The sequence below is a fragment of the Sphaerospermopsis aphanizomenoides BCCUSP55 genome, from assembly GCF_001586785.1.
Classification (GTDB): domain Bacteria; phylum Cyanobacteriota; class Cyanobacteriia; order Cyanobacteriales; family Nostocaceae; genus Sphaerospermopsis_A; species Sphaerospermopsis_A aphanizomenoides_A.
In genome coordinates this window covers 1-4,781 of the sequence record NZ_LUFH02000184.1, presented here as the reverse complement: position 1 = coordinate 4,781, position 4,781 = coordinate 1, and the positions used below count along the sequence as shown (strand labels likewise).

Genomic DNA, 4,781 nt, shown 5'->3' with positions numbered 1-4,781 from the left:
GCTTCTCGAACTTCTTCTGTATGGGGTACTAGTTGTTGTTTTGCAACTTCAATTTCTTTTTGAATTGCCCACAATTCCTCGCGTGCAGACCTAATTTCATCTTTAATTTTTGTGGCGCAATCTTCCCTAATCTTGCGCTCTACCATTTCCATTAGTGCTGAACACTCTTCTTCGGCAGAATCTAGAAGGTATGTTTCAACCTCAATAGTTGCTTCTAGATGCTTACTTTCGTAATTGCCTAAATTCAAAATCCGTTTGTAAGTAAATGTTTTGATTTTCATTTTATTGGTTATCAAAAACTACCTCAAATTTGTGCGGTGTGTTAGCTTTAAGAAGCTTCAAGTATTCGTCCGCGTCATCGCGCTTTTTGAATCTGGCGATTAATGGATTGCCGGGTATATCTATCCGAAAGACTCCCCAAGGTTTAAGTTGTCTGCTCATTAATTAACCCCTAAATCGAAATAAGCTAATATGTTCCCGCTTTTGGAATATTTCGGGTTTGATGATTCCTTGATGGTTAAATTGGCGACGAGAAATTCATTCATTCGTAGTAATGCAACCATTTCTTTAATTTCTTCTTCAGAAGATGCTATTAATCTACATTTCATATTCTCGGTATACCTTGTGAAGAAACCAGTATTAGCCACCAGCTAATACTGGGAGGATATATAGCTTACAGAATCAATGTTTGACCGGATAATCGGGTATCCCAAAAACACAAACACATCAAATAATTTGTTGATTTACGTCTAGGCTTCACATCCAAACTCTCTGTCAATTGATAATTGATAATTGATAACGCTGTTTAAAGAAAGTGAAGTAGAAGCCAAGTCAGCAAGAGACTTAAAATCACAAATAGAACAACAAATGTTCGTGGGTATGTAATAAATAAATCAAAAACTGACTCAAAAAAATCCTCAAATAAATCAAAAACTGACTCAAGAAAATCCTCAATTGTTTGCAGCATTTTCTGATACTCTAGAATCCTTAATTGGTGCAGGATTTGGACGTTCAAAGTAAACGCCAATTTTTTTTCTTGAATCTGGTACACGACGGCAAAGTTCTCTTACCCTTTCTTGTGCAAGTGTTAGGTTAGGGAACCTGCCAAGAACAGTGGTGTGTCTAACCCGTCTGAGATAAACAACCCAAGGGTTAAATGTTTTATCTTTCATTAGTCAGATGTTGGCTATTCTTAGTCCAGTTAGTCCAGGAAATATCCCGTGACTGGTTCGATGTTGATGATTATGTTGCCTGTGATTTTGCACCGGGTTACTTCAGTAATTTTGAATGCTTTCCCGGTTGGTGTTAGACATTGAACTGGATTACATCTGTCATACTGTTTAAGCGAATCCAGTAGCTGTTTAACGGTGGTGACGGACACATTGGTCATCTTTTTGCAATCCCAGTAAAATTTTTTCATCCTCCTATCTCGAATTCTGTTTAACGGTGGTGACGGACACATTGGTCATCTTTTTGCAAGGGTTGGTGATTAAATTATTAAGATTGCCAAGTTGAAGTTGATCAACAATTTTTGTGAGGACGATAAATAATTTAATCGCTAACTCTACAGAAGAGGATTTGAATGTTAAAACTACAGTTTTATTTTTGAGTTCTAGATTACATTCGTAAGTACCTTTTGGTTTTTGGTTAGTCATTGGTCATTAGTTTTTAGTCATTAGTTATTGGTCATTGGATCATCAGGTCGGAAACACACTAGTTAGCCGTCATTTACTTGTTGTCCATATTTGGACTTGGCGATTTCAATTATTTCTTTCGCCGTCATTGGATCAAGCCTGTGTAGCACACGCTCAAGGAGTAGCATTGCAGACGCAGTTGCTTCTATTTCAGACAGGGTTTTGTCTCGTTTTTTGAACCTCTGAACCAGAAAGGTTATTTGTTCGCAAATTGCTTTCTGTACTTCATTTAGTTCAGAGTTTTCTGTTTCGATGGTTATTGTGTACTTTGGCATCTCCTTTTCTTAGTAAGTGAACGCAGACATAAGAAAATCACCGCTCTGTCAACTCGTGAACAGCGCCAAGTCTCCGGTGATTGCAAGTTTAGGTGACAGGAGGCAGGTGGCAGGAGTCAGAATCTGTTCCCTGTTCCCTATTCCCTAATAAGAGGTGTTGCTCCAGCTTGAGTATGGTGTGTCCTCACGGGCGCTAAGGCAAAGGTGAGGAGGGAGCAGGGAAAGGGATGATACAAAGTCATCCCTCATGGTTCTGTAGTTTGAGTGTGAGAGACTTCATTCATCCAACCGAGTGTTTACCATTTACCGGGTGTTTACTCGGCTGGTTTTTTGTCGTCTCACATACATCATTATGAAACATCACTTTGATTATGTCAATCACTTTGACTAATTAAGTTGATATATCATTTTGATAGTTTTATGGTAATATGGAAAAAAGCAAAAAACTGAAACAGGAGAGTGATTCGCCATTGGACGCTCTTAGGATTGAAAAAACAGCATTAACTCAGCATGAGTTTGCTATGCGCTGTGGTATCCCACCAGCCACTTACTATAGGTGGATATCTGGGAAGACAGAAGCAAAGCTAACTATTCCTCAAATGAAAAATTTATGTCGGATATTAAATGTAGCTCTTGAGGAATTACCAGACGATTTCGGACCCACAGATTCTAAATCTGAAATTTAAACCCTAAAATCCAAAATCCAGTCAGACATCCCAACCACCTACGCGCTAGGTGGTGATAGATTTCTGTGTTTTGAAGGTTGACCTAAATCACTGAGATAAGAGCCTGAATGGTTAAATGATGAATTAAATACGTCACTGCTTAATTCATCATGATTGTTCTAATTCTAATACTCGGACAGATAGTTTTCCTGGCAATGGGACTAAAAGTAATCTTTTTACTCATTGATAAAGCAATTGTCACTTACAGAAGGAGAAGATTTTCACCCAACAGAAAGCGCAAATGGATGGGATTTGACCTGATATTTCTGAGCAGAAAAAATAGACGCAAGCAAGGAATTATCAGAAAGTACCAATTCGACCCATTCGTAGCGGGTTTATGGCATCAATTATTAGTCCGATTACAGTTTGATATTTCCGCATCCGAACGATTGGTCAACAGTCTGAGACTGAAACATCCAGGTAAATCAGACCGATGGTTGATTGAGAAGGCAATTCATGACCTAGACCGCGACAGATGGCGTTAATACTTTAAAGCCACCGGGAGGGGTGGCAGATTCAACCTTATTGATTATGACACAAACACAAATTACAGTTTTACGGCGCGACTATCTAGAAATCACAGGAAATTACTGTGCAGCCAAACTCATTGATTACTTCGAGAAATGGAGAAAGTGGAAAGTCAAATACCACCGGACAGAATGGATATACCAACCCATTCGCCAAATCAAAGAAGACCTAATGAATGAGTATTGTAAACCAGCCATCACCAAAGCCATAGGAATTCTGGAAGAGTTGGGACTGGTTGAAAAAAGACACAATCCCGGCAACAGACAAGATAAAACCTGGCAGTACAAACTGAAATTAGACAGACTTAAAGAACTACTGTGTCACCGCAAGCAAACATCTGAACATCCAGAGTCAAAAAATTACCATTCGGAGTCAACAGATGGACAATACCATAAGTTCAATACAAAAGAATCTAATCTTGATTTCTATCCAAGTGGGGAGAAAAACCAAGAGGTAGAATTTAATACCAAAGAACCGGAATTACCAGAAATTGAACCAGAAAACATCCAAGAAGTAGAGGTAATTCAACCAAGAAAACCAATAGTTACTCATCAAGTCAAACATTCCGCGCCGGACACATCAGAGCCTGAAGTTTGGGAAATTGCACCAGGACAGCCCTATCCTGTATTTCTCAATTGGTGGGCAAAAAACAAATACGAATCTCAGGGTGATCATTGGGCGAAAGATGCCTTGGGTAACGCCTACAGTGAGTTCTACAACAACAAAACTAGAACCACAGTAGCAATTTACCCGCAGTTTCTGGAATACATGAAACGTTCAACAGATAACTGTGACCTGCTGTTGAAGAATGGTAGTAAGCAAGCAGTATTACCATCATGTTTCGTCCTGCCTCCCGAAGCCACAGAAGAAAATACCCAAGCTCTAATGCAAAGAGTAGAGCATTTAGTTTCTGAAGGCGTACAAGTTGCATTACCACAGCATTATTCTGGTACACCTCAACTTGTTGGCTATGACTCGTTGGACAGAAGCATCAAACCATTTACCGACCACCCGCAACTAGAAGCTGCTGCTGATGAAGATGCCGAACTTAACAAACAACTTGAGGCACTGGCACTAGCTCAAGAGGGAGGTCTAATTGATCAACAAGCTTACATGACTGCATTTGAAAAAGCTTTGGAATTAGGGGAAGAACCACCCAGTCCCTTTGATTTTATGTTCTGAATTTAGAATTTAGAATTTAGAATTTAGAATTCAGAATTTGCAATTGTTCTAAATTTAGAATTATCAATTGACAATTGTCAATTGTCAATTATCAATTGTCAATTACCAAGTGTTTACCTATGAAAGTACGTTTATATAACAGTACCGGTTCACTCCAGGAGCGTGAACTAGAAGCTGTTAACCATTACCCATTGGCTATTTACTGTGATGGTTTCTTCTACCTTCACCTCACAAACGGCTATTACTCCCCCTGCCCCTATTACCTGATTCCCCCTACAGCAGTTGAGGAGGAGTCATGACCGGGACATTATTTAACCTCGATGACTTTGGAACTCCACATATAGTCCACGACCCTTACTGGGATGAACTGGAAAAAT

8 protein-coding genes are annotated in these 4,781 nt (G+C 39.3%); 3 read left to right on the top strand and 5 right to left on the bottom strand.

The window, feature by feature from the left end; genetic code table 11:
• From A0J48_RS25870 to A0J48_RS25850, 5 genes are all read right to left on the bottom strand, one after another.
• Positions 1-281, bottom strand: a 281-nt coding sequence (locus A0J48_RS25870; RefSeq protein WP_200327441.1) for a hypothetical protein, incomplete at its 3' end; no start/stop codon positions are given.
• Between the two features lie 159 nt (positions 282-440).
• Complete coding sequence (locus tag A0J48_RS25865) at positions 441-608, bottom strand: DUF3970 family protein (RefSeq protein WP_200327440.1); 168 nt, start codon at positions 606-608, stop codon at positions 441-443.
• Between the two features lie 342 nt (positions 609-950).
• Positions 951-1,172 (bottom strand): hypothetical protein, encoded by a 222-nt coding sequence (locus A0J48_RS25860; RefSeq protein ID WP_200327439.1) that lies wholly within the window; start codon positions 1,170-1,172, stop codon positions 951-953.
• A gap of 252 nt (positions 1,173-1,424) precedes the next feature.
• Complete coding sequence (locus A0J48_RS25855; protein ID WP_200327438.1) at positions 1,425-1,655, bottom strand: hypothetical protein; 231 nt, start codon at positions 1,653-1,655, stop codon at positions 1,425-1,427.
• 62 nt (positions 1,656-1,717) lie between these two features.
• Positions 1,718-1,969, bottom strand: a complete 252-nt coding sequence (locus A0J48_RS25850) for a hypothetical protein (protein ID WP_200327437.1) — start codon at positions 1,967-1,969, stop codon at positions 1,718-1,720.
• Positions 1,970-2,439: 470 nt separating this feature from the next.
• On the opposite strand from A0J48_RS25850, the gene A0J48_RS25845 reads away from it, so the two are divergent.
• From A0J48_RS25845 to A0J48_RS25835, 3 genes are all read left to right on the top strand, one after another.
• The gene (locus tag A0J48_RS25845) at positions 2,440-2,655 is read left to right on the top strand and encodes a helix-turn-helix domain-containing protein (protein WP_234301171.1); all 216 of its coding nucleotides are present in this window, start codon (positions 2,440-2,442) and stop codon (positions 2,653-2,655) included.
• A gap of 149 nt (positions 2,656-2,804) precedes the next feature.
• Positions 2,805-3,179, top strand: a complete 375-nt coding sequence (locus tag A0J48_RS25840; protein ID WP_200327435.1) for a hypothetical protein — start codon at positions 2,805-2,807, stop codon at positions 3,177-3,179.
• A gap of 46 nt (positions 3,180-3,225) precedes the next feature.
• Positions 3,226-4,404, top strand: a complete 1,179-nt coding sequence (locus tag A0J48_RS25835; protein WP_200327434.1) for a hypothetical protein — start codon at positions 3,226-3,228, stop codon at positions 4,402-4,404.
• Positions 4,405-4,781 lie beyond the last annotated feature (377 nt).

Coding starts and splice junctions, on each gene's coding strand:
- A0J48_RS25860 (WP_200327439.1), bottom strand. CDS start 1,172: ATGAAAGATAAAACATTTAACCCTTGGGTTGTTTATCTCAGACGGGTT.
- A0J48_RS25840 (WP_200327435.1), top strand. CDS start 2,805: ATGATTGTTCTAATTCTAATACTCGGACAGATAGTTTTCCTGGCAATG.
- A0J48_RS25855 (WP_200327438.1), bottom strand. CDS start 1,655: ATGACTAACCAAAAACCAAAAGGTACTTACGAATGTAATCTAGAACTC.
- A0J48_RS25850 (WP_200327437.1), bottom strand. CDS start 1,969: ATGCCAAAGTACACAATAACCATCGAAACAGAAAACTCTGAACTAAAT.
- A0J48_RS25865 (WP_200327440.1), bottom strand. CDS start 608: ATGAAATGTAGATTAATAGCATCTTCTGAAGAAGAAATTAAAGAAATG.
- A0J48_RS25835 (WP_200327434.1), top strand. CDS start 3,226: ATGACACAAACACAAATTACAGTTTTACGGCGCGACTATCTAGAAATC.